The 23,478-nt window shown below is 72.3% G+C and carries 13 protein-coding genes and 1 pseudogene; 9 read left to right on the top strand and 5 right to left on the bottom strand.

Annotation, left to right across the window (positions count from 1 at the left end; all coding sequences use genetic code 11):
• Positions 1-129: 129 nt before the first annotated feature.
• Positions 130-1,908: a SpoIIE family protein phosphatase gene (locus ACP4J0_RS20590; RefSeq protein ID WP_426600139.1), complete on the bottom strand. Its 1,779-nt coding sequence runs from the start codon at positions 1,906-1,908 to the stop codon at positions 130-132.
• 238 nt (positions 1,909-2,146) lie between these two features.
• Between ACP4J0_RS20590 and ACP4J0_RS20585 the strand changes: the two genes are divergently transcribed.
• Entirely contained in the window at positions 2,147-3,592 is a 1,446-nt protein-coding gene (locus tag ACP4J0_RS20585) for an aldehyde dehydrogenase family protein (protein ID WP_426600138.1), read from the top strand.
• Positions 3,593-4,052: 460 nt separating this feature from the next.
• Here ACP4J0_RS20585 and ACP4J0_RS20580 read toward each other — a convergent pair whose 3' ends face one another.
• Positions 4,053-6,929, bottom strand: coding sequence for a glycoside hydrolase family 3 C-terminal domain-containing protein (locus ACP4J0_RS20580; protein ID WP_426600137.1), 2,877 nt, complete (start codon positions 6,927-6,929; stop codon positions 4,053-4,055).
• A gap of 391 nt (positions 6,930-7,320) precedes the next feature.
• On the opposite strand from ACP4J0_RS20580, the gene ACP4J0_RS20575 reads away from it, so the two are divergent.
• The 7 genes from ACP4J0_RS20575 to ACP4J0_RS20545 all read left to right on the top strand — a co-directional run bounded on the left by ACP4J0_RS20575 (position 7,321) and on the right by ACP4J0_RS20545 (position 18,393).
• Positions 7,321-9,009: an extracellular solute-binding protein gene (locus tag ACP4J0_RS20575; protein ID WP_426600136.1), complete on the top strand. Its 1,689-nt coding sequence runs from the start codon at positions 7,321-7,323 to the stop codon at positions 9,007-9,009.
• A gap of 26 nt (positions 9,010-9,035) precedes the next feature.
• Positions 9,036-10,073 carry an ABC transporter permease gene (locus ACP4J0_RS20570; RefSeq protein WP_426600135.1) on the top strand — a complete coding sequence of 346 codons (1,038 nt, stop codon included), beginning with the start codon at positions 9,036-9,038 and terminating at the stop codon, positions 10,071-10,073.
• A 14-nt stretch (positions 10,074-10,087) separates the two neighbouring features.
• On the top strand, positions 10,088-11,023 hold the full coding sequence (locus ACP4J0_RS20565; protein ID WP_426600214.1) for a carbohydrate ABC transporter permease: 936 nt from the start codon (positions 10,088-10,090) through the stop codon (positions 11,021-11,023).
• Positions 11,024-11,187: 164 nt separating this feature from the next.
• On the top strand, positions 11,188-13,422 hold the full coding sequence (locus ACP4J0_RS20560; RefSeq protein ID WP_426600134.1) for a WD40/YVTN/BNR-like repeat-containing protein: 2,235 nt from the start codon (positions 11,188-11,190) through the stop codon (positions 13,420-13,422).
• The gene (locus ACP4J0_RS20555) at positions 13,422-15,398 is read left to right on the top strand and encodes a beta-galactosidase (protein ID WP_426600133.1); all 1,977 of its coding nucleotides are present in this window, start codon (positions 13,422-13,424) and stop codon (positions 15,396-15,398) included. Before ACP4J0_RS20560 ends, ACP4J0_RS20555 begins: the two co-directional genes overlap by 1 nt.
• Entirely contained in the window at positions 15,395-17,647 is a 2,253-nt protein-coding gene (locus tag ACP4J0_RS20550; RefSeq protein WP_426600132.1) for a glycosyl hydrolase family 95 catalytic domain-containing protein, read from the top strand. Before ACP4J0_RS20555 ends, ACP4J0_RS20550 begins: the two co-directional genes overlap by 4 nt.
• A gap of 38 nt (positions 17,648-17,685) precedes the next feature.
• Entirely contained in the window at positions 17,686-18,393 is a 708-nt protein-coding gene (locus tag ACP4J0_RS20545; protein WP_426600130.1) for a glycoside hydrolase family 12 protein, read from the top strand.
• A 37-nt stretch (positions 18,394-18,430) separates the two neighbouring features.
• Here ACP4J0_RS20545 and ACP4J0_RS20540 read toward each other — a convergent pair whose 3' ends face one another.
• The 3 genes and pseudogenes from ACP4J0_RS20540 to ACP4J0_RS20530 all read right to left on the bottom strand — a co-directional run bounded on the left by ACP4J0_RS20540 (position 18,431) and on the right by ACP4J0_RS20530 (position 20,964).
• Complete coding sequence (locus tag ACP4J0_RS20540) at positions 18,431-19,618, bottom strand: sulfotransferase family protein (protein ID WP_426600129.1); 1,188 nt, start codon at positions 19,616-19,618, stop codon at positions 18,431-18,433.
• Positions 19,619-19,709: 91 nt separating this feature from the next.
• Positions 19,710-19,862: pseudogene (locus ACP4J0_RS20535) on the bottom strand (hypothetical protein); the annotation flags it as partial.
• An 88-nt stretch (positions 19,863-19,950) separates the two neighbouring features.
• Positions 19,951-20,964, bottom strand: a complete 1,014-nt coding sequence (locus tag ACP4J0_RS20530) for a LacI family DNA-binding transcriptional regulator (RefSeq protein WP_426600128.1) — start codon at positions 20,962-20,964, stop codon at positions 19,951-19,953.
• A 365-nt stretch (positions 20,965-21,329) separates the two neighbouring features.
• Between ACP4J0_RS20530 and ACP4J0_RS20525 the strand changes: the two genes are divergently transcribed.
• A complete protein-coding gene (locus ACP4J0_RS20525; RefSeq protein ID WP_426600127.1) occupies positions 21,330-23,285 on the top strand; it encodes an acyl-CoA dehydrogenase family protein in 1,956 nt (651 codons plus the stop codon).
• The last annotated feature ends 193 nt before the right edge of the window (positions 23,286-23,478 follow it).

Genomic DNA, 23,478 nt, shown 5'->3' with positions numbered 1-23,478 from the left:
GACTGGCCGAGAGGCCTGGGGGCGAGGCCGCAGTGCCTGCCTCGACCGGTGCACCCGGGCCGGGCCGAGCGTCTTTCCCCGGCCGGCCGCAGCGCAGACGCCCGCCCCCCGGCCGGCCGCGCGGTCCGGTCATCCTCGGCGCCTTGGCCGGGGCGTGCGCAACCGGGTGGCCAGGAGGGTGATGTCGTCCTCGGCCTGGCCGTGCAGCAGCCGGGCGAGGAGGGCGTCGAGGACGCTCTCCAAGGGGCCGCCGACGTCCAGGTGCAGACTGGTCAGTCGCCGCACGCAGGCGTCGATGTCCGTCCCGCGCTGTTCGATCAGTCCGTCCGTGTACATCAGCAGCACGGCTCCGGGCGGCAGGGGCGTGGTCATGGCCTCGTACGAGCCGAGGTCGGTCCCCAGCGGCGGTCCCGTGGGGGCGGTCAGAAGCTCGGTGCGGGCGTCGGGGTACAGCACCGCTGGGGGAGGGTGCCCCGCGCCGGCCAGTGTGCAGGTGCGCCGGCCGGGGTCGATGAGGGCGAGCAGGCACGTGGCGACCCGGTCGAGGCCGAGGCCGGCCAGCCGGTGGTCGGCCTCCTGCAGGATCCGCTCGACGGGGACGCCGGAGGCGGCGACGCTGCGTACGAGGCAGCGGTACTGGCACATGGCGACGGCCGCCGTGAAACCGTGGCCCATGACGTCGCCCATCACCTGCAGGGTGCAGCCCGACGGCAGGGCGATCGAGTCGAACCAGTCACCGCCCACCAGCGCGCGGCGTCCCGCGGGAAGATAGCGGGAGGCCGTCTCGATGTCCGGATGCGGGACGCCGGGCTCGGACAGCAGGGCGTGCTGCAGCTCCAGCGCCATGGTGTGTTCGAGGGTGTACTGGTGAGCGTTGTCGATGGCGACGGCGGCCCGGGAGGCCAGCTCCTGGACCACCACGGAGTCTTCGTCGGTGAAGGGGGCGGAATCGCCGGCCCGGCACAGGTAGACGATGCCGACGGGGTGGTCCCGGGTCGGCAGGGGGACCACCAGAACGGAGTGGATCCCGGATTCGCGGAACACCGCCAGGTTGAGCGGGGTGCGCGTCATCTTCTGCAGCACCTCGTCCGTGGCGAGGTTGCCCACCCAGGGCCGGACCGTGTCCAGGCACCGTCGGACCGGTGACTCGCGCGTGACGTCGAAGAAGTACCCGGCCTCCGCGACCAGCCCTATGCGGCCGACGACGTCCGGGCCGCCGGCCGAGGCCCTGATGCGCAGTCGCAGGATGCCGGGGGCCGGTGGTGCCACGTCCGTGCTCTCGTCGCTGTCCAGCGTCCACACCGACGCCCGGTCGGCCAGACTGGGGACGACGAACTCGGCCAGCTCGGCGCAGGTCTTCTCCACGCTGAGCGTGGTGCCGATCCGGGCGGCCGCGGTATCCAGCAGGGCGAGGCGCTGGTGAGCCTTCTCCAGGTCGTCCACGTACTGCCGCAGTCCGCTGACCTCCACCGCGATGCCGCACAGACCCAGCACCCGGCCGTCCTCCTCCAGGCGGTGGTAGACCGCGCTCCACTGCCGGTTCCGGAACGGCGAACGCGTTCGGGTCGTACCCGTGACCGACAGGGCCCGGGGCCGGCCGTCGACCAGGACCATCCGCAGGGTCTCCTCCGAGCGGTGGACGTCCGGCAGGACTTCGGCCATGGTCCGGCCGTGGAACGTCGCGGACGGCACGCCGCTCATCCAGGCCATGGCCGGGTTGACGTAGCGGAAGCGCAGGTCCTCGTCGAGGACGGCCACCGCGGCCGACGTCCCGTCCAGGATGCCCCGCAGGATGCGGTACTCGTGGGCCTGCTTCACCGCCTCCGTGGGGGCGTCGGCCATCGCGGACAACAGCGAGTCCTCGGCGCCGGAGAAGAGCGCCCCCAGGGGAAGCCGCTCGAAGCCCACGCGGATCCTCCTCATCCGCACACGGATCTGACCGGACCAGGTTCCAGTCTGGCGCCCCCGGCACCGCATCGCACCCGGACACCTCTCGGCATCCCGGCCCGCCTCCCGCACATGGCCAAAACGTCGAAGCGCCCGCCCTCACCACTACGACCAGGACAGCCACCGTCCGTCGCCTCTCGCCCTACCGTGGACCCGCACCCCCGTACACACCCCAACGCGGAAGGGCCGGGACTCGACAATGACTTCCACCCACGCCTTCTGGCTCGCCGGCCGCCAGGCCACCGGCGAGGCCACCTTCGACGTCACGTCCCCCTGGGACGGCAGCCTGGCCGGCACGGTGAGCGTGCCGACCGACGCCCAGGTCGAGGAGGCCGTGGCCGCCGCGTACGCCGTACGGGACGAGTTCGCCGCCACCCCCGCCCACGTCCGCGCCGCCGCGCTGGACCACGTCAGCCGGCGCCTGGCCGAGCGCACCGAGGAGATCGCCCGCCTGATCTCGGCCGAGAACGGCAAGCCGGTCAAGTGGGCCCGCGGTGAGGTCGGCCGCGCGGTGTCCGTCTTCCGCTTCGCGGCCGAGGAGGCCCGCCGCTTCAACGGCGGCGAGGCCCAGCGCCTCGACACCGACGCCGGCGGCCAGGGCCGCCTCGCCCTCACGCGCCGCTTCCCGAAGGGCGTCGTCCTCGGCATCGCACCGTTCAACTTCCCGCTGAACCTGTGCGCCCACAAGATCGCCCCCGCGATCGCCGCGGGCGCGCCCATCATCCTCAAGCCCGCGCCCGCCACCCCCCTCTCCGGCCTGGTCCTCGGCGAGCTGCTCGCCGAGACCGACCTGCCCGCCGGCGCGTGGAGCATCCTGCCGGTCCCGAACGACCGTATGCCCGCCCTCGTCCAGGACGAGCGCCTGCCGGTCATCTCCTTCACCGGCTCCGAGACGGTCGGCTACGCGATCATGGACTCGGTCCCGCGCAAGCACTGCACCCTGGAGCTGGGCGGCAACGGCGCGGCCGTCGTCCTCGGTGACTGGGCGAGCGACGAGGACCTGGACCGGGCCGCGACCCGCATCGCGACCTTCTCCAACTACCAGGGCGGCCAGTCCTGCATCTCCGTGCAGCGCGTGATCGCCGACGCCGCCGTCTACGACCGTCTGCTGCCCCGTATCGTCGCCGCCGTCGAGGCCCAGGTCACCGGCGACCCCAACGACGACGCGACGGACGTCGGCCCGCTGGTCAGCGAGGCCGCCGCGGAGCGCGTCGAGGCCTGGGTGCGGGAGGCCGTGGAGGCCGGCGCCACCCTCCACACCGGCGGCAAGCGCGACGGCGCCTCGTACGCGCCGACCGTCCTCACCGACCTCCCGGACGGCACCACCCTCGCCCGCGAGGAGGTCTTCGGCCCCGTCCTCAGCGTGCAGAAGGTGAACGGCGAGACCGAGGCGTTCGCCGCCGTCAACGACTCCAAGTACGGCCTCCAGGCGGGCGTGTTCACCCACGACCTCCAGGCCGCCTTCCGCGCCCACCGCGCCCTGGAGGTCGGCGGCGTCGTCATCGGCGACGTCCCCTCCTACCGCGCCGACCAGATGCCGTACGGCGGCGCCAAGCAGTCCGGCGTGGGCCGCGAGGGCGTGAGGTTCGCGATGGACGACTACACGTACGAGCGGGTGCTGGTCCTGACGGGCCTCGCGCTCTGAGACACCCGAGAAGGCCGACGGCCCGAGCCCACTGTGCGGGGGCTCGGGCCGTCGGCGCCACTTCCCTCGGCCAGGTCGACACGGCCGCACAGGGCCGTGCCCGCCACACGCTCACGGACCATCTGCGCGGCTACGGGGCGGCTGACGGCACGGTCCGGCTGCGCAGCACGTCCTGGCTGGTCACGGCGGACCGCCCGGTGGGCCCGGAAGCAGCGGGCTCGTAGGAGCGGCAGTGGCCGAGGGCGGCCGGTCCCGTGCGGCGACGGACGCGCCTCCTCCGAGAGCGGGGACGCCCGGGCAGCGGACTCGCGGCGGGGGAGGTGGTGGCGGTGAGGGCGAGCGGGAGCGCGGCGACGTTCCGGTAGAGGCCGTAGAGGTAGTAGGGGGCGGCGAGTCGGGGGCCCGGCGCCGGTGGGTACCGGTGCCGGGCCCCTTCATCGTGCCGGCTTCCTCCGGACCCTCAGCCGGAGAAGCCGACGTGCGCGAGCCGCAGAGTGCCGCGCAGTCCGATGCGGAGATCGTGGACGCCCTCGGCGGTCAGCCGGGCACCCAGCTCCACGTAGTCGTACGGTCCTGAGGTGTGCGTCGTCGAAGACAGCACCGCCGATGCCGGGCCGCCGTCGAGGGCGATCTCCACGGTGCCCTCGCCGCCCGCCACCGTCACGGTCACGCCGGTGACGCCGGAACCGAAGTCGCAGTCGCGGAACAGCAGTTCGCCCGTCCGGCCCGCCACCGGCGTCACCGCTTCGCCCGCCGCCTTCGTCCGGTCGACGATCTCCGTACCGCTCTGCTCGTCGAAGCCGGCCGCGTCGAGGCCGCGTTCGCGGACCGGGCGCGGCGCGGCGGGTTCGCCCTCCAGGGACACGGTCTCCGACAGGCGTACGTCCTCGCTGGACGCGCCCACCAGCAGGGCGTACGGGCCCGGCTCGAGCCGCCACCGGTCCTGCGCGACGTCCCAGAACGCGAACGCGGACAGCGGGACGTCGAAGGAGATTTCCGCCGTGGCGCCCGGGGCGAGGGTGAGCCGGCGGTGGGCCAGCAGTTCGCGGCGCGGACGCGGGACCGACGGGTCCTCGGCGCGGACGTAGAGCTGGGCCACCTCGTCGGCGGTGACGGCCCCCGTGTTGGTGACCGTGAAGGACACGGAGACCTTCCCGTCCTGGACCCGCGTCGTCAGGTCCGCGTACGAGAAGGACGCGTACGACAGGCCGTGCCCGAAGGGGAACAGCGGCGTCCCCTCGAAGTACAGGTAGGTCTGGCGGCCGCCGATCACGTCGTAGTCGAGCAGATCGGGCAGGTCGGAGTCGTCGGCGTACCAGGTCTGCGGGAGCCGCCCGGCGGGGGAGACGTCACCGGCGAGGACCCGGGCCAGCGCGGTGCCGCCCGCCTGGCCGCCGTGCGCGGTCCACAGCACCGCCGGGAGCACCTCCGCGTCGACGGCGTACGGGTACGCGGACACCAGCGTCAGCACGGTGCTCGGGTTCGCGGCGCGGGCCGCGCGCAGCAGGCGTTCCTGGTGGGCGGGCAGCCGCAGCGTCGTACGGTCCTCGGTCTCCCGGCCGTTGATGTGCGGGTCGTTACCCGCGACCACCACGACCACGTCCGCCTCGGCCGCCACCCGCGTCACCGCGTCCTCGCCGCGCTCGGCGACGACCAGCTCGAAGACCTCCGGGGCCTCGCCACTCGGGGAGGCGTCCGGGGCGGCAACCTTCACACCGCCGGCGGCGACCTGGACGTGACGACCCGTCCCCAGGTGCCGGAGGAGGTGCCCGTTCCCGTGCGGTTCCAGGCGGAACGTCTCCTGCACGACCCAGCCGCCGGGCTGGTCGGCGGAGGCGCGGAGGTAGCCGTCCTCGGCGACCGAGAGGTAGCGGCCGTCCGGCGCGCGCAGGGTGAGGACGCCCTCACCCCAGTCGACGAGCGCGAGTTCGCTGCCGGCCGCGTCGGTGGTGAGGGGCGGCAGGTCGGTGCGGCCGGCCAGCAGGGCCGGGTCGAGGGCGCCCTCGGTGCCGCGCGCCTTGCCGGGGGAGTCGTCGGACGGGGGCACGTACAGGAACGTACCGGCGGCCGTCTTCAGCCGGACCCGGTCCACGCCCTCCGCGAAGCTCACGCGGTCGGCGCCGAACCGCTCGTACAGGCCCTCCAGCGGAGTGGCACGGTGGATGAGCGTGCCGCTGTACCAGTCGAGCTTGCACTCGTCGGCGAGCAGACCGACGACGGCGACCCGGGTGCCGTCGGCCAGCGGCAGTACGCCGTCGTTCTTGAGCAGGACGACCGCCTGCTCGGCCGCCTCCAGCGCCAGCGCGCGGTGCTCCGGTGTGTCGAAGTCGGCGGCGGCGGTGTCCGCGGTGACGGCGTGCGGGTCGTGCTCCGGGTCGAACTCGCCGAGCCGGAAGCGGACCGACAGCTGCCGGCGCACGGCCGCGTCCACCTCGGCCTCGGTCAGCAGGCCCTGGTCGAGGGCGCCCCGGACCCGGGCGACGATCTTCGAGGAGTCCGTGCCGTGGTCGGTGAAGCTGTCCACCCCGGCCCGCAGCGCGGCGGCGGTCGCCTCCTCGTGGGTGTCGAAGTAGTGCTCGGAGTCGACCAGGTTGGAGGGGGCGCCCGCGTCCGAGCAGACCAGGAGGTCGTCCTGGGTCCAGGTGCGCAGATGGCTCCGCAGGTACGGGGAGACGTGGTTGGGGCGGCCGTTGACCAGGTTGTACGCCGGCATCACCCCGGCCACCGCGCCCGCCTCGACCGTCTCGCGGAAGGCACGCAGGTCGTACTCGTTCAGGACGCGCGGGCGGACGGACGACGAGCAGGTGTCCCGGTCGGTCTCGTTGTTGTGCGCGAGCCAGTGCTTGAGGACGGGCGCGGTGCGCCAGTACGTCGGATGTTCGCCGCGCAGGCCTCGGGTGTAGGCGGTGGCGATGGCCGAGGTGAGCCTCGGGTCCTCGGAGTAGCCCTCCTCGTTGCGTCCCCACAGAGGGTGGCGCAGCAGGTTCACGGTCGGGGACCAGACGTTGAGGCCGACGCGGTCGTCCCGGGCGCGCATCGCGCGGGCCTCCCTGGACACCGCGTCGCCGACCCGGCGCACCAGGTCGTCGTTCCAGGTGGCGCCGAGGCCGACGGCCTGCGGGAACACGGTCGCCGGGCCCATCCAGGCCACGCCGTGCAGGGCCTCCTGGCCGGTGCGGAAGGCGGCGATGCCGAGCCGTTCGACGGCCGGCGCGAACTGGTGCAGGAACGCGGTCTTCTCGTCGAGCGTGAGCCGCGACATCAGGTCGTCGACGCGCTTCGCGAACGGCAGGTGCGGATCACGGAAAGGCGGCGTGGGCGGCGTGGGTGCGGTCACGTGGAGTTCCCCTTGCGATGGAGCGGCGAGACGCTTTCGAAGCGCTTCGATGCTCATTGGCCCCAGGGGTGGGTGTCAAGACACTTCCGCACATCCCCTCCGACTTGTCATCGCAATCCAAGGGTCACATGACCCGGTTCGGCCACCCTCGCCCCACCGATACCTCGGAGGAATTCTGCAATCGACTCTTGTGCACCCCCAGGCGTTCACTTAACCTCGCAGCAACATCGAAGCGCTTCGACTAAGAGGCTCTGGCTCGGAAGTGCACCTGGGGGTGCGACGGAAGCCGGGCGTTCCTCCGACGACCGCTTCAGCTCAGCCAGTTCCACTCAAGACACCGCAGCCGACGGCCACCGCCGGGTGTCCTGGTGCGCCACGAAGGGTTGACGCAATGACGCCGAACGCCGCCTCCGGTCCCAGCCGGAGAAAGTTCCTCGCCTCCACGGCGGTAGCCACCGCAGCGGTGGCGGGAGGGATGCCGCTGCTCTCCGCGTGCGGCGGTGGGTCGGACGGAGGTTCGCGGGACGGCACCACGTCGGGCAAGGAAGCCAAGAAGCTGCTGCCGGCCTACGTGGCCAGCAACGTGGTCACCCCCGACATCCCCAGCAAGAACGGTTCCGCGGTCGGCTTCACCAGCAAGCTCGACCTCGCGAGCCTGAAGACCTCGGTGCCGGAGAAGCTCGGCAAGGGCGGCAAGGTCACCGTCATGTCGCCGTTCTGGGGGTCCCCGCCGAAGGAGGACAACGCCTACTACAAGGCGATGAACGACCTCATCGGCGTCGACGTGGTCTGGCAGAACCAGGACGGCAACACCTACGACCAGAAGCTCGGCGCGGTCCTCGCCTCCAGCGAGGTGCCCGACGTGGTGGTCGTGCCCGGCTGGAACATGACCGGCAAGATACCCAGCGCCATCATCGGCAAGTTCGCCGACCTCGGCCCCTACCTCTCCGGCGACGCGGTCAAGGACTTCCCCAACCTCGCGGCGATCCCCACCGACGCCTGGCAGCGCTCCATCTTCGGCGGCAAGCTGCGCGGCCTGCCGATGCCGTCCTCGTACGTGTCCGGCGTCGTGCCCCTGTACCGCCTGGACATCTTCGAGAAGGAGGGCTACGAAGTCCCCCGGTCCTGCGACGACTTCATGGCACTGGCCAAGGAGGCCACCAACGCGAAGGCCAAGCGCTGGGCCTGCCTGGACATGAAGTGGACCGCCTTCAACGCCTTCGGCGTGCTCTCCGGCAACGAGAAGTCGCTCGGCTGGAACCAGGTCGACGGCAAGCTGGTCTACCGCATCGAGACCGACGAGTACCTGGAAGCCCTGGAGTGGACGCGCAAGCTGTTCGCCGCCGGCGTCGTGCACCCCGACGCCAAGCTGGGCAAGAGCAACGCCGCCGACCCCGGGCCCAAGTTCGCCGCCGGGGAGTTCCTCATCTACAACCAGGACATCTCCCAGTGGTGGAGCCGCACCGCCGAACAGGCCACCCAGAACCCCGGGTTCAAGGTCTGGGGCATGGACTTCTTCGGGCACGACGGCGGTGAGCCCACGCTGTGGGCGCAGAACCCGGCGAGCATCTTCGCCTTCGTCAACAAGAAGGCGTCCGAGTCCGTGATCCGCGACGTGCTGGCCGTCGCCAACGTCACCGCCGCGCCGTACGGCACCAAGGAGTACATGGCCACCAACTACGGCGTGGAGGGCACCCACTACACCGTCAAGGACGGCGTGCCCACCAAGACCGACCAGGGCAACATCGACGTGATGAACGCCTACGTGATGGTGGCGAGCCCCGCCGCGACCATCGCCCACCCCGACTTCCCCGAGGTCGCCAAGGGACAGGTCGAGTGGCAGCAGCGGATGGGGGCCTTCACCAAGAAGCCCACGTTCTACGGCATGCAGATCACCGAGCCCGCCCGCTACACCAACCTCTCCAACGACTTCGAGCAGCTGGAGGACGACGTCATCCGCGGCCGCAAGTCGATCAGCGACGTGCAGCAGGCCGTCTCCGACTGGAAGAGCAAGGGCGGCGACGAGCTGCGCGACTGGTACAAGAAGCTGCTCGACGAGAACGGCACGGCGGCGAGCTGACCGGTACCGAGGCAAGGAGAACGGCCGTGTCCCACAACACGGTGCCCCGGACCAGAGCCGAGGCCGATGCGACGAAGAAGACCCCGGTGGCGTCCGACGACGCCGCCGGCTCCCGCGAGGCGAAGCCGCACACGGGGAAACTGAGCCTCAGGCTGAGGTTCCGGCGTGACCGCGTGCTGGTGCTGATGACACTGCCGGCCGTGCTGCTGGTGCTGCTCTTCAACTACGTGCCGATCCTCGGCAACGTCGTCGCCTTCCAGGAGTACGACCCCTACATCAGCGACAACGGGATCGTCTCCATCCTGCACAGCCCGTGGGTGGGCCTGGAGAACTTCCAGCGGATCTTCGAGGACTCGGCCTTCTGGAACTCGGTGCAGAACACCCTGCTGCTGTTCGTCCTCCAGCTGGTGCTGTACTTCCCGATCCCGATCCTGCTCGCGCTGCTCATCAACAGTGTGGTCCGGCCCCGGGTGCGGGCGATCTCGCAGGCCATCCTCTACCTGCCGCACTTCTTCTCGTGGGTGCTGGTCATCGCCGTCTTCCAGCAGCTGTTCGGCGGTGCCGGGCTGCTGTCCCAGCTGCTGCGCGACCACGGGTACGACGGGCTCAGCCTCATGACCGACCCGGACACCTTCAAGTTCCTGGTCACCGCGCAGAGCGTGTGGAAGGACGCCGGCTGGGGGATCATCGTCTTCCTCGCCGCGCTCGCCTCGGTCAGCCCCGACCTGTACGAGGCCGCCGCGATGGACGGCGCCAACCGCTGGCGCCGCATGTGGCACGTCACGCTGCCCGCGCTGCGCCCGGTCATCGCCCTGCTGCTGGTGCTGCGCGTCGGCGACGCCCTGACGGTCGGCTTCGAACAGATCCTGTTGCAACGCGACGCCGTCGGACCAGGCGCCGCGGAGGTCCTCGACACCTTCGTGTGGTGGAACGGCGTCCGCAACCAGGACTTCGGCTACGCGGCCGCCGCCGGTCTCGTCAAGGGCGTCATCAGCCTCGGACTGGTCCTGATAGCGAACAAGGTGGCCCACCTCATGGGCGAGCAGGGGGTGTACAAGAAGTGACCGCCGTTCAGGAAGTGACCGCCGCGATCGACAAGCCCGCGCGGAAGCCCAGCCGGTGGGCGGCCCCGCCCCGTCCGGTGTGGGAGGAGAAACCCAGCCGGGCCGGCCTCGCCGGCAAGGGGCTGGTCCTGCTGCTGGCCTGCCTGGCCATCCTGTTCCCGCTGTGGATCGTCGTCGTCACCAGCCTCTCCTCGCGCAAGGCCATCGACGAGGCCGGCGGGCTGGTGATGATCCCGACGGACATCACCTTCGTCGCCTACCAGGAACTGCTCAGCGGCGGCCAGGTCACCCGCGCCGCGCTCGTCAGTATCGGCATCACCCTCGTCGGCACCCTGTTCTCGATGGCGGTGTCGGTGCTGTGCGCCTACGGGCTGTCCCGCAGCGGCTCACTCGGCCACCGCTGGATCCTCATGGTGCTGCTGGCCACGATGTTCTTCAGCGCCGGTCTCATCCCCACCTACCTGCTGGTGCAGTCCCTGGGGCTGACGGACAGCTATCTCGCGCTGATCCTGCCCAGCGCGATCAGCGTCTTCAACATCCTGGTGCTGCGCGGCTTCTTCATGGGCATCTCCCAGGAGCTGATCGACAGCGCCCGCATCGACGGCGCCGGTGACCTGCGCATCCTGTGGCAGATCGTCCTGCCGCTCTCCCGCGCGGTCGTCGCGGTGATCACGCTGTTCTACGCAGTCGGCTACTGGAGCGCCTGGTTCAACGCCTCCCTGTACCTGAACGACCAGGACATGCTGCCCCTGCAGAACGTGATGATCCAGCTCGTGCAGAAGCAGGAGGCGCCGGTCGGCCTCGGCCAGGCGATCAAGACCGGTGAGCTCTCCGGTCTCGCCGTGCAGATGGCGGTGATGGTCATGGCCCTGCTGCCGGTGGCCGTGCTGTCGCCGTTCGTCCAGCGTCACTTCAAGAAGGGGATGCTGACCGGCGCCGTGAAGGGCTGACGCCCCTCGTGCCCGGTCCCGGCCCCGCCGTGGCCGTTCCCAGCCCCGTCGTGCCTGTTCCCAGCCCCGTCGTGGCCGGCCGCTCCTGTCCAGCGGCCGGCCACGACGGCCCCGGTCCGCCCTGCCCACCTCCGCCCCCGAGCCGCACAGAACCGAGGTATGTCATGCATGCGTCCGCGTCACGCAGCCCGAGCCGGCGCTCCGTACTCGCCGGGACCGCGGCCGTCGCCGCGCTCACCGCGGTCCCCCTCGCACCCGGACGCGCGCACGCCGCCGAGGGCACGGCGGACGCCCCCGCCGCCCCCGCCTACCGGTGGCGCAACGTCGTCATCGGCGGTACCGGGTTCATCACCGGCGTCCTGTTCCACCCCCGCGTCCGCGGGCTCGCCTACGCCCGCACCGACATCGGCGGCGCCTACCGCTGGGACGACCGCACCGACCGCTGGATCCCGCTCCTGGACCACCTCGGCTGGGACGACTGGAACCTCCTCGGCGTCGAGGCGATGGCCGTCGACCCCGCCCACCCGGACCGGCTCTACCTGGCCTGCGGCACCTACTCCCAGGCCTGGTCGGCCAACGGCGCGGTCCTGCGCTCCGAGAACCGGGGCAGGACCTGGCGGCGCACCGACCTCACCGTGAAGCTCGGTGCCAACGAGGACGGCCGGGGCACCGGCGAGCGGCTCCTGGTCGACCCGCGCGACAGCGACACCCTGTGGCTGGGCACCCGGCACGACGGCCTCTGGAAGTCGACGGACCGGGGCGCCACCTGGGCCCCCGCCACCGGCTTCCCGGCCGCCCCGGGCGCCACCGGCCAGGGCGTCACCCTCCTCGTGGCCGCGGGCCGCACCGTCTACGCCGGCTGGGGCGACGCCGGCGGCACCGCGCCGAACCTCTTCCGCACGTCCGACGGCACCACCTGGGAGCCCGTTCCCGGGCAGCCCTCCGGTACCGCGGCCAAGGTCCCGGTCCGTGCCGCGTACGACCGGCACACCCGCGAGCTGTACGTGACGTACGCCGACGCACCGGGCCCCAACGGCCAGTCCACCGGCAGTGTGCACAAGCTCCGCACGGTCAACGGCCGTTGGACCGAGGTCACGCCCGTCCGGCCCGGCGGCACCACCGACGACGGCTCCGCCGACAGCTTCGGCTACGGCGGCGTCGCCGTCGACGCCCGCCGCCCCGGCACCGCCGTCGTCTCCACCAACAACCGCTGGGCGGCGGTCGACACCCTGTTCCGTACCACCGACGGCGGCCGGACCTGGACGTCCCTGAAGGACTCCGCCGTCCTCGACGTCTCCGAGACCCCGTACCTCGAGTGGGGCGAGGGGAAGCCCAAGTTCGGCTGGTGGATCCAGGCCGTCGCCCTCGACCCGTTCGACTCGAAGCACCTCGTGTACGGCACCGGCGCCACCCTCTACGGCACCCGCGACCTCAGACGCTGGGCCCCGCAGATCCGCGGCCTGGAGGAGACGTCCGTGACCCAGCTGATCTCGCCCCCGACCGGGCGGGCGCACCTGCTCAGCGGGTCCCGGGACATCGGCGTCATGTACCACGAACGGCTCACGGCGTCCCCGGCGGACGGCATGGCGACGAACCCGGTGTCCGGGTCGGCGACCGGACTCGCACAGGCGGCACGCAGACCGGCGTACGTCGTCCGGACGGGCTGGGGCGATCACGGCAACGGCGCGTACTCCCACGACGGCGGGCGGACCTGGGCGCCCTTCGCGGCCCAGCCCGGCCTCGCCCCGAGTGCACCGGGACCGATCGCCACCAACGCCGACGGCAGCGTGCTGCTGTGGTCCTTCGTGCACTGGGACGGCACGAAGTACCCCGCCCACCGTTCGGCGGACAACGGCACGACCTGGTCCGAGATCCCCTCCTTCCCGAAGGGCGCCACGCCGGTCGCCGACCCGGCCGACCCGGCGCTCTTCTACGCGTACGACACCGACACGGGAACGCTGCTCGCCAGCACCGACGGCGGCCGTTCCTTCACCGCCCGTGCGACCGGGCTGCCCGCCGGCGACAGCCAGTACAAGGTGGTCGCGGCGCCCGGCCGCACCGGCGACCTGTGGCTGAGCACCAAGGACAACGGCCTGCACCGCTCCACCGACGGCGGCCGCACCTTCACCAAGGTGGAGAGCTGCCGGTCCTCCCACACCCTCGGCTTCGGCAAGGCCGCCCACGGCGCCGGCTACCCGGCGATCTACCAGGTCGGCTCCATCGGGGCCGTCACCGCCGTCCACCGCTCCGACGACGAGGCGAAGAGCTGGACGCGGATCAACGACGACCAGCACCAGTGGGGGTGGACCGGCGAGACGATCACCGGCGATCCCCGCGTATACGGCCGCGTCTACCTCGCCACCAACGGACGCGGCATCCAGTACGGGGAGCCACGCTGATGCCCAACCTGTCGGACACCACCCGCCACCGCATCCTCTACGGCGGCGACTACAACCCCGAGCAGTGGCCCGAGGAGACCTGGCACGAGGACGTCCGCCTGATGAAGGACGCCGGCGTCAACTCCGTCACCCTCGGCGTCTTCTCCTGGGCGAAGCTCGAACCGCGCCCCGGCGTGCACGACTTCGGCTGGCTGGACCGCCTGATGGACCTGATGCACGCGCACGGCATCGGCGTCGTCCTCGCCACCCCCACCGCCTCGCCCCCGCCCTGGCTGGGGCACCTCCACCCGGACACCCTGCCCCGCGACGAGGACGGCCGCACCGAGTGGTGGGGCGGCCGCCAGCACTTCTCGCACTCCAGCACCACCTACCGCCGTCACGCCGCCGCCATCACCGAGGCCCTGGCCGCCCGCTACGCCGGCCACCCCGCCCTCACCATGTGGCACATCAACAACGAGTACTGCACCTACGACCACGGCGACGAGGCCGCCACCCGCTTCCGCCGCTGGCTCCAGGACCGGTACGGCAGCCTCGACGCCCTCAACACCGCCTGGGGCACCGCCTTCTGGAGCCAGGGCTACGGCGACTGGGCCGAGATCCTGCCGGCCCGCCGCACCCACTACCTCAAGAACCCCACCCAGGTCCTCGACTTCCGGCGCTTCACCTCCGACATGCTCCTGGAGTGCTACGCCGCCGAACGCGACATCGTCCGCCGCCACACCCCGCACATCCCGGTGACCACCAACTTCATGCCGCTGTGGTCCGGTCAGGACGCCTGGCGCTGGGCCGGGGAGGAGGACGTCGTCTCCGTCGACCTCTACCCCGACCCGCGCGACCCGTTCGGCGCGCAGGAGGGTGCCCTGGTCCAGGACATGACCCGCTCCCAGGCGCGCGGCCCCTGGATGCTCATGGAGCAGGCGGCCGGACCCGTCAACTGGCGCGGCGCGAACCACCCCAAGCCGCGCGGCCTCAACCGCCTGTGGTCGCTGCAGGCCGTGGCCCGCGGCGCGGACGCCCTCTGCTACTTCCAGTGGCGCCAGTCGAGGCAGGGCGCCGAGAAGTTCCACTCCGCGATGGTCTCCCACGCGGGGGCGCGGGGACGTACGTACCAGGAGGTCAAACAGCTCGGCACCGACCTCGCCACGCTCGGCCCGCACGCGGCGGACGCCACGATCACCGCCGACGTCGCCGTCCTGCACGACTGGCACTCCTGGTGGGCCGGCGCCCAGGACGGCCGCCCCTCCACCGCCTTCGACTACACCGACGTCCTGCGCGCCTGGCACCGCGCACTGTGGGAGGCCCACCTCACCACCGACTTCGCCCACCCGGAGCACGACCTGACCCCGTACAGGGCGGTCTTCGTACCCCAGCTGTACGCGCTCACGGACGCGGCGATCGACAACCTCCTCGCCTACGTCCGCGGCGGCGGCACCCTCGTCTGCGGCTTCCAGACCGGCGTCGCCGACGAGGACGACCGGGTCAGGGCCGGCGGCATGGACGCCCGGCTGCGCGAGCTGTTCGGCATCCGCGTCCTGCACGAGTGGTGGCCCCTGGAGGCGGACGGGACCACCGCCTGCGACGGCTTCCGCGGCACCCTCTGGTCGGAGGAGATCGAGCCCGACGGCACCGCCACGGAGACCGTCCTCTACAAGGGGGGCGAGCTGGACGGACTTCCGGCCGTCCTGCGCAAGGACCGGGCCTGGTACCTCTCCACCCTCCCCGAGCCGGACGCGCTGCGCGACCTGCTCGCCCGCGCCGCCGCCGACGCGGGTGCCCGCCCCGTGCTCGACGGGCTCCCGGCCGACGTCGAGGCCGTACGCCGCGGTGACCTGCTCTTCCTCCTCCACCACGGCCGCGAGCCGGTCACCGTCGACGTCCCGGGCACCCACCGCGACCTGCTGACCGACGCGACCGTCACCGACCGGGTCACCCTCGGCCGCTACGGCGTGGCGGTCCTCACGGAGCCGGCCCGATGACCGGCTCTCCCGTCACGGGGGCGCCGTCGGCCGGCGCCCCCACGCCCGGCGGGCCCGTGCACGGCACCTGGGAGCGCGAGCCCGCCGCCCGCTGGGAGGACGCCTTCCTGAGCGGCAACGGCCACCACGGCGCCCTCGTGTTCGGCGATCCGAACGCCGACCGGGTCGTCGTCACCCACCACACCCTCGTCCGCCCGAACGGCGACGAGCACCGCCGCCCACCCCGGCTCGCCGCCGAACTCCCCGCCCTCCAGGACCGCCTGCTGGCCGGCGACACGACAGCCGCCGAGGGCTTCACCGACGGCCGCCCGCTGCAATGGGTGCGCCCCTTCCACCCGGCCTTCCAGGTCCGCCTGAACAGGCCGCCCGGCGACACCCACGCCGCCTACCACCGCTCCGTCGACTTCACCACCGGCGAGACGACCGCCACCTGCTCCACCTGGACCAGCCGCGTCTTCGTCTCCCGCGCCGACGACGTGATCGTCCAGCGCGTCACCGCGCCGCACCTCACCCTCGACCTGTCCCTCGACCCCCGCCTCCCCGGCGCCCCGGCCGGACTCGGCGTCGGCCACGGCGCCGTCCTCACCCCCGAGGGCGCCCTGCTCAGCCTGCGCGCCCGCTACCCCGGCAGCGACCTGGCGTACACCGGCGTCACCCTGGTCGCCGTCACCGGCGGCACCACGAAGCTGGTCCCGCCCGGCGTACTCGTCGAGGGCGCCACGGAGGTACTGCTCCTCACCCGGGTGCACCGGCACACCGGCGAGCTGGACGTGGTCTCCGAGGGCCGCGCCCTGCGCGACCTGCCGGACGGGGCGTCGTACGACCGCCTCCTCGGCCGGCACCTCGCCCTGCACCGCACCGCCTACGACCGCGTCACCCTCGACCTCGCCGCCGACCCCGCCGAACGCGCCCTGCCGGGCTCCGCGCTGCTCGACCGCTCCCGCGGCGCGGCCCGCGCGGCCCTCCTGGAGCGCCTCTTCGCCGCCGGCCGCTACCACCTGCTGTCGGCCAGCGGAATGCTCCCGCCCCGCCTGACCGGCCTGTGGACCGGCGACTGGGACACGGCCTGGTCGGGGGCGTTCACCACCAACGCCAACCTCAACCTCCAGACCGCCTCCGCGGCCGCCGCCGACCTCCCCGAGGTCACCGAGGCGCACGCCGCCCTCGTCCACCGGCAGCTCCCGGACTGGCGGGACAACGCCCGCGCGATCTTCGGCACCCGCGGCGTCGTCGCCCCCTCGCACACCGACGGCGAGTCCGGGCACACGTACCACTTCAGCCGCGAGTACCCCCTGCACCTGTGGACGGCGGGCGCCGACTGGCTGCTGAAGCCCCTCGTCGACCACGACGAGACGTACGGCACCCGCGACCCCCGCACCACCGCCGCGCTCGCCGAAGCCGCCCTGTTCTACGAGGACTTCCTCACCCGCACCGACGAGAACGGCCACGTGGTCGTCGTCCCCTCCTACTCGCCGGAGAACCGCCCCGCGAACGCGAGTTGGGGCACCGTCGACGCGGCCATGGACCTCTCCGCAGCCCGGCACGCCCTGCTGACCGCCGCCGACCGCCACCCCGAGCACGCCGACCGCTGGCGCGCGCTCGCCGACCGGCTCCCGCCCCACCGGGTCAACGCCGACGGCGCGCTCGCCGAATGGGCCCGGCCGGGCCTTACGGACACCTACGACCACCGCCACCTCAGCCACCTCTACGGCGTCTGGCCGCTCGACGAGATCAACCCGTACGACACCCCCGAACTCGCCGGAGCCGCCCACCGCGCCCTCGAACTGCGCGGCGCCGAGAACGACTCCGCCCACGGCCACCTCCACCACGCCCTGATCGCGGCCCGGCTGCGGGACGGCGACCGGGTCGCCCACGCCGTCGGCCAGGTCCTCGACGGCGACTTCTTCCACACGTCCCTGATGAGCGCGCACTATCCCCACCGCGACGTCTACAACGCGGACGCCGCGCACGCCCTCCCGGCCGTGCTCATCGAGATGCTGGTGCAGTCCACCCCCGGCCGGCTGGTGCTGCTGCCCGCCCTCCCGGAGTTCTGCCCGAAGGGCGAGATCAGGGGCGTACGCACCCGGTTCGGGGCGGCCCTCGACCTCGCCTGGACGCCCGGCGGCGAGGCGACGGCCGTCCTCCGCCCCCGCCGCACGCACCGCATCGAACTCAGGACTCCCTCCGGCACCGAACCGCTCGACCTCGTCGCCGGAGAGGACCGCGTCATCAGCGTGAAGACGCGGTAGCCCCCGCGCACCTCCCCCCACCCATGGAAGGAAACGCCATGGCACCACGCACCCGCACCCTGACCGCTCTCCTCGCCCCGGCCCTCGCGCTCGGCGTCACCGTCGGCCTCGCCGCCGCCCCCGCCCAGGCCGCCGTCTGGAACTCCTGCGACCAGTGGGGCAACACGCAGCTGAACGGCTACACCCTTTACAACAACATCTGGGGCTCCGGCGCCGGCAGCCAGTGCGTCTGGGCCAACTCCGGCACCGACTGGGGAGTCCGGGCCGACCACCCGGGCACCGGCGGCATCAAGTCCTACCCGAACGCCAAGAAGGTGATCAACAAGCCGATCTCCTCCCTCGGCTCGCTCAGCAGCACGTACGACGTCACGGTCCCGTCGTCCGGCGCGTACAACACGTCGTACGACATCTGGGACACGGACCACGACTACGAGATCATGCTCTGGGTCAACCACCACGGAGCCGTCGGCCCGCTCGGCAGCCCGCAGGGGACGGTCGCCCTCGGCGGCCACACCTGGAACGTCTACAAGGGCGACAACGGCGCCAACGAGGTCTTCTCGTTCCTGCGCACCTCGGACTCGAACTCGGGGAGCGTCCAGATCCTGCCGATCCTGAAGTGGATCAAGGACACCAAGGGCTGGATGGGCGACGAGACCATCGGCGACGTGCAGTTCGGCTACGAGATCACCTCGTCGCCGGGCGGCCTGGACTTCCGTACCCACAGCATGTCCGTCAGCAGCGGCTGACACAGCTCCCGGGCCGGGGCCGGGGCCGGCCGTGCCGTCAGGCGCGGTCGACCTCGGCCCGCAACGCGTTGTACTCAGCGAAGGCGGATTCGACGTCGGCCCGGGTCAGGCCGTACCGGGACAGCTCGTACCGGTGCGGGCGGGTGCCCTTGGGGCGGGCGGCGACCCCGGCGAGCCGGGCGGCCTCCGCGCCGGTCCAGCGGGCGCCGACGGCGGCGTAGAGCTTGGGGGCGCCGGCGGCCGGATCGGTCCCCAGCCAGGAGTACGGGACGTCCACCAGCGTCTCCCGGGGCAGGGCGGCACGGGCCGCGACACCGCGCGCCGCGGAGCGGCTCAGCAGCTCCAGCCAGGTGGCGCCGATGCCGCGCGGGTCGACGGGGCGGGTGCTGACGGCCATGCCGTGCTCGACCAGGCTGCAGAACGACGCCACGACGGTGACCGGGTCGCGGTGGGTCCACACGATGGTCGCGTCCGGGAAGACGGTGTGCAGCGCGTCGAGGTTCTCCAGGTGCATGGGGGACTTGAGGATCCAGCGGCGGCGCGGACGGCCGTACTGGAGCACCTGGTAGACCTGCTTGAGGTGGCGGTAGTCGGGGACGAAGTCCCGCTCGTAGTGCCAGGCCTGGTACTCGGGTATGCGTGCCGAGGAGAGCGGCATCAGCGCGTGCGGCAGCGCGAAGGTGCACTCCTCGGGGCCTTCGGCGGCCATCGGGTGGATGTCGCGGAAGCGCGGCGTGAGCAGGTTGATGCCGTCGACCATCCGGCGGGCGGGCGCCGTCGCCTTGCGTCGCTCCGAGGGAGGTACCTCCAGGCCGGGGGTGAGCAGCTCCCACAGCAGGGGGCAGCGGTGCTCGTCCGACAGGGACAGCACGCCGTGCGTGAGCGTCGTCGCGGTGCGCGGCAGGCCCACCACGAACACCGGCTTCTCGACGGGCTGCCGCTCGATGTCGGGGTGCTCCGCGATCAGCCGCCGGATCCGGGCCCGGTTGGCGAGGTGTCTGCGGACGTGGGACTGCGCGGACTGCCAGCCGACCGGGGTGAGGTTCTCGGCCCCGGCCCACCAGCGCAGCAGGGAGCGGAAGTCGTCGGCGAACCGCTCGTCGCCCTCCGCCCGTCCCGCCCGTGCGAGGAGCCGGTCGAAGGTCCGGTCGGGCGTGTGCCGGGATCGGAACGCCGGCCGCAGCACCAGGTCGGCGAGCCGGAGGGCGAGGGGAGTCGAGGGCACGTCTTGCCTTTCGATGGCGGTCAACCGTACGGCACTGCTAGTAAGTTGACCCGATGTCCCACCCGGCAACCCTCTCCCTCCGGCGGAACCGTTACTCCTGGGCCACCGGCAGCTCGGCGCCGTCCCGCGGGAACAGCGGGATGCGGTCCAGCGGCGCGTCCACCGTCACGGACGCCCCGCCCTCGTACGTCTCGCCCGTCCACGCGTCCGTCCAGCGCGCACCCGCCGGAAGGCAGGCGGTGCGGACCGGTGACGCGGTGCGTGGCAGGGCGGGCGGTGACGCGGTGCGCGGGAGGGCGGCCGGGCGGCCTCCGGTGGGCCGGTCGCGTGAGCTACGGCCGGACGGGTGCCGGCCCCGAGCTGGCCCGGACCGTCAGCTCCGGCGCGAGCAGCACGACCTCGTCGCTCCCGCGCCCGTCCAGCTTGGCGACCAGCTGCTCCACGGCATGCCGGCCCATCTCCTGCGCCGGCACGGCGACCGACGTGAGCCGGACCGAGGCCTGGGTGGCGACCTGCTCGGGGCAGACCGCGACCACCGACACGTCCTCGGGCACCGCCCGGCCCTGCTGGCGCAGCAGGGCGAGCAGCGGCTCGACCGCCGATTCGTTCTGGACGACGAAGCCCGTGGTGTCCGGGCGTTCGTCGAAGACGCGGGCGAGGGTCGCGGCCATCGCGTCGTACCCGCCCTCGCAGGGGCGGTGCAGCAGCCGCAGCTCCAGCTCCCGCGCCCGGGTGCGCAGCCCGTCGAGGGTGCGCTCGGCGAAGCCGGTGTGCCGTTCGTAGACCCCGGGAGCCTCGCCGATGACCGCGATGTCGCGGTGCCCCAGCTTCGCCAGATGCTCCACGCACAGTGCGCCGGTCGCCCGGAAGTCGAGGTCGACGCAGGTCAGCCCGGTGGTGTCGGCGGGCAGACCGATCAGCACGGACGGCTGGTCCGTGCCCCGCAGCAGGGGCAGCCGCTCGTCGTCGAGCTCGACGTCCATCAGGATCATCGCGTCGGCGAGCCCGCTGCCGGTGACGCGGCGCACCGCGTCGGGGCCCTCCTCACCCGTGAGCAGCAGGATGTCGTACCCGTGACTGCGCGCGCTGGTCGCGACCGCGATGGCGATCTCCATCATCACCGGCACGTACATGTCCGTGCGCAGCGGGATCATCAGCGCGATGATGTTCGACCTGCTGCTGGCCAGGGCGCGGGCGCCGGCGTTCGGGTGGTAGCCGAGCGTGCGGATGCTCTCTTCGACCCGCTGCCGGGTGGTGGTGGAGATGGACCGCTTGCCGCTGAGGACATAGCTCACCGTGCTTGCCGAGACTCCGGCGTGCTGGGCGACCTCGGCGAGGGTGACCATCCAGCTCTCCAAGCTTTGTGAAGCGCTTCGACAGCGCGCGGGGTGGACAACAGCGGGTGAGGGTGGTTCGACAGTAGCCTCAGCCGGGGTGGGTGTCCATAGGTTGTCGAAGCGCTTCGACACCTTTCTTTCTTGCTCTGGCCGCCCCCCGTCCGCCCCCCGTCCGCCTCCCGTCCTCCCTGCGGTCATCGGCCGAACGGCGGCACGAAGGGTGGTGGGAGCGCCCGGGATCGGGTACATACGATCGGGTAGCACCGACTAGTAACGTACGTCCGCAAGTTCGCGTATGACGAATCCCGGCGATCATCCCGGCGATCTTCGTGGACGTACCTCCCCCGATGCCGATTCGCGGCGAGGTGAGCCTCATGTCCGCACCACCCACCCCCTCCTCCCGACCCACCGTCACCGAACGTGAGGCCCGCCAGGTCGCGGAGGCGGCCCGCGAACAGGACTGGCGCAAGCCGAGCTTCGCCAAGGAACTCTTCCTCGGCCGCTTCCGCCTCGACCTCATCCACCCCCACCCGCTCCCCGCCGACGAGGACGTCCAGCGCGGCGAGGAGTTCCTCGCCAAGCTGCGCGACTTCTGCGAGACGAAGATCGACGGGGCCGTGATCGAGCGCGACGCACGGATCCCGGACGACGTGATCACCGGGCTGAAGGAGCTGGGCGCCTTCGGCATGAAGATCGACACCAAGTACGGCGGCCTCGGCCTCACCCAGGTCTACTACAACAAGGCCCTCGCCCTGGTCGGATCCGCGAACCCCGCGATCGGCGCGCTGCTCTCCGCCCACCAGTCGATCGGCGTGCCGCAGCCGCTGAAGATGTTCGGCACCCAGGAGCAGAAGGACACGTTCCTGCCGCGCTGCGCCCGCACCGACATCTCGGCGTTCCTGCTGACCGAGCCGGACGTCGGCTCCGACCCGGCCCGCCTGGCCACCACGGCCGTCCGGGACGGCGACGACTACGTCCTCGACGGCGTGAAGCTGTGGACCACCAACGGCGTCGTCGCCGACCTGCTGGTCGTCATGGCCCGCGTCCCGAAGTCCGAGGACGGGACGGGCGGCAGGGGAGGCATCACCGCCTTCGTCGTGGAGGCCGCCTCCGAGGGCGTCACCGTCGAGAACCGCAACGCCTTCATGGGCCTGCGCGGCCTGGAGAACGGCGTCACCCGCTTCCACCGGGTGCGCGTGCCGGCCGCGCACCGCATCGGCCCCGAGGGCGCCGGTCTCAAGATCGCCCTGACCACCCTGAACACCGGCCGCCTCTCCCTGCCCGCCATGTGCGTCGGCGCCGGCAAGTGGTGCCTGAAGATCGCCCGCGAGTGGTCGGCGGTGCGCGAGCAGTGGGGCAAGCCGGTCGCGCTGCACGAGGCGGTCGGCTCGAAGATCTCCTTCATCGCGGCGACCACCTTCGCCCTCGAAGCCGTCCTCGACCTCTCCTCCCAGATGGCCGACGAGGACCGCAACGACATCCGCATCGAGGCCGCCCTAGCCAAGCTCTACGGCTCCGAGATGGCCTGGCTGATGGCCGACGAGCTGGTCCAGATCCGCGGCGGCCGGGGCTTCGAGACCGCGGCCTCCCTGGAAGCCCGCGGCGAACGCGCGGTCCCCGCCGAACAGCTCCTGCGCGACCTGCGCATCAACCGCATCTTCGAGGGCTCCACCGAGATCATGCACCTGCTGATCGCGCGCGAGGCCGTCGACGCCCACCTCTCGGTGGCCGGCGACCTGATCGACCCCGACAAGACCCTGTCCGACAAGGCGCGGGCGGGCGCGCAGGCGGGCGTCTTCTACGCCAAGTGGCTGCCGAAACTGGTCGCGGGACCGGGACAGCTCCCGCGCTCGTACGCCGACTTCCACCCGTCCGGCCACCAGGACCTGTCCGGGCACCTGCGCTACGTCGAACGCACCGCCCGCAAGCTCGCCCGCTCCACCTTCTACGCCATGTCCCGCTGGCAGGGCCGGATGGAGACCAAGCAGGGCTTCCTCGGCCGGATCGTCGACATCGGCGCGGAGCTGTTCGCGATGAGCGCCGCCTGCGTCCGCGCCGAGCACCTGTGCGCCGAGGGCGACCACGGCCGCGAGGCCTACCAGCTCGCCGACGCCTTCTGCCGCCAGGCCCGCATCCGCGTCGAGGAACTCTTCGGCCGCCTGTGGACCAACACCGACGACGTCGACCGCAAGGTCGTCAAGGGCGTACTAGGCGGCGCGTACGAGTGGCTGGAGCGGGGCGTCGTCGACCCGTCCGGCGACGGCCCGTGGATCGCGGACGCGACACCGGGCCCGTCCCAGCGGGAGAACGTCCACCGCCCCATCAGGTAGGACGGGCATACGTCAGGTTCCCGCCGGGACTGCCCGGCCTTCCCGGGCAGGGTGCCTCCCCGGCTCACCCGGGGAGGCACCCGCAGCGGCCCGGGCCGGGCCGGTCCGGGCCGCGCGGCCGACCTGGCCTGGGCGGCCCCGACCGGCCAGGGTGGCCCCGCCCCGCCCCGCCCCGGCCCTGGCGGCCCGCCGC

This window comes from Streptomyces sp. WG7, assembly GCF_049975785.1.
In the GTDB taxonomy this organism is placed as follows: Bacteria; Actinomycetota; Actinomycetes; order Streptomycetales; family Streptomycetaceae; genus Streptomyces.
Note: the sequence above shows the minus strand (reverse complement) of the source record. Positions and strands in the feature narration are given on the sequence as shown.

What these genes read in the sequence shown, in the direction of transcription:
- ACP4J0_RS20585 (WP_426600138.1), top strand. Translation starts at nt 2,147, where the DNA reads ATGACTTCCACCCACGCCTTCTGGCTCGCCGGCCGCCAGGCCACCGGC.
- ACP4J0_RS20575 (WP_426600136.1), top strand. Translation starts at nt 7,321, where the DNA reads ATGACGCCGAACGCCGCCTCCGGTCCCAGCCGGAGAAAGTTCCTCGCC.
- ACP4J0_RS20560 (WP_426600134.1), top strand. Translation starts at nt 11,188, where the DNA reads ATGCATGCGTCCGCGTCACGCAGCCCGAGCCGGCGCTCCGTACTCGCC.
- ACP4J0_RS20555 (WP_426600133.1), top strand. Translation starts at nt 13,422, where the DNA reads ATGCCCAACCTGTCGGACACCACCCGCCACCGCATCCTCTACGGCGGC.
- ACP4J0_RS20550 (WP_426600132.1), top strand. Translation starts at nt 15,395, where the DNA reads ATGACCGGCTCTCCCGTCACGGGGGCGCCGTCGGCCGGCGCCCCCACG.
- ACP4J0_RS20545 (WP_426600130.1), top strand. Translation starts at nt 17,686, where the DNA reads ATGGCACCACGCACCCGCACCCTGACCGCTCTCCTCGCCCCGGCCCTC.
- ACP4J0_RS20530 (WP_426600128.1), bottom strand. Translation starts at nt 20,964, where the DNA reads ATGGTCACCCTCGCCGAGGTCGCCCAGCACGCCGGAGTCTCGGCAAGC.
- ACP4J0_RS20525 (WP_426600127.1), top strand. Translation starts at nt 21,330, where the DNA reads ATGTCCGCACCACCCACCCCCTCCTCCCGACCCACCGTCACCGAACGT.